We start from the raw sequence: 829 nt of genomic DNA on the forward strand, positions 1-829 counted from the left end.
TGTTGCGGGTGGTGCCGGGGTGAGGCTCCGGCAGGAGATCACCGCTTCGTCGGCAGCCAGTCCGGCTCGGGTTCCTGGCGCGGCAGCACCGCCGCCACCTCGTCGAGGTCGACCGTGTAGCTGTCGGTGAGCAGGCGCCAGAGATCCTGGCGGCTGGCGGCGCGGTCGATCAGCGAGGTGACCGTCGCGGCCAGCAGCGACGGGTTGGTGAGGGCGGGGCGCGGCAGGAGCGAATCGGCGAGGCGCATCGTTTCAACATCCGGTGGACCGCCCGTAGGATGTTCGGATCGTGGTTAACGACGCGTAAAGAATGACGGGCCGTCGGGGTCGTCATCGAACCGTCGTGGGCCGCCGCCAGAACCCGGCGGCCCCGTTGGGCGGCGCGCCCGTCGCCAGGGAGTCTTGCCGCTCGCGTTTTCGGTGTGACACGCCGCGCGATGATGCGTAGAACCCCGCGCCGTCCCCTGCCGCGTGCCGCGGCGCATTTCGACCGGTCGCGCGCCGCGGCCAGACCTTGCGAGAGGAAACCCGCCACGATGAGCGATTCCGGAGCGGACAAAGCGCCCGACGTCCAACTGCCCAACGTTCACGTGCGGGCCGAGGTCCTGGTCCAGGCGCTGCCGCACATGCAGCGCTACGACGAGGAGGTCGTGGTCATCAAGTATGGCGGCCACGCCATGGGCGACCGCGCCGCGGCCGAGGACTTCGCCGAGGACATCGTGCTCCTCGAGCAGTCGGGCCTCAAGCCCGTGGTGGTCCATGGCGGCGGACCGCAGATCGGCCGGATGCTCGACCGGCTCGGCATCAAGTCTGGCCCTTATACACATGC

At 69.7% G+C, this 829-nt stretch carries 2 protein-coding genes; one reads left to right on the forward strand and one right to left on the reverse strand.

The genetic code is table 11. From position 1 onward, the window contains the following. Positions 1–38 precede the first annotated feature (38 nt). The gene (locus VP06_RS33215; RefSeq protein ID WP_048468097.1) at positions 39–248 is read right to left on the reverse strand and encodes a hypothetical protein; all 210 of its coding nucleotides are present in this window, start codon (positions 246–248) and stop codon (positions 39–41) included. 288 nt (positions 249–536) lie between these two features. Here VP06_RS33215 and VP06_RS33220 point away from each other — a divergent pair. Then, positions 537–829, forward strand: a 293-nt coding sequence (locus tag VP06_RS33220; protein ID WP_048468098.1) for an amino acid kinase family protein, incomplete at its 3' end; no start/stop codon positions are given.

This window comes from Methylobacterium aquaticum (assembly GCF_001043915.1).
GTDB lineage: Bacteria > Pseudomonadota > Alphaproteobacteria > Rhizobiales > Beijerinckiaceae > Methylobacterium > Methylobacterium aquaticum.

What these genes read in the sequence shown, in the direction of transcription:
- VP06_RS33215 (WP_048468097.1), bottom strand. Translation starts at nt 248, where the DNA reads ATGCGCCTCGCCGATTCGCTCCTGCCGCGCCCCGCCCTCACCAACCCG.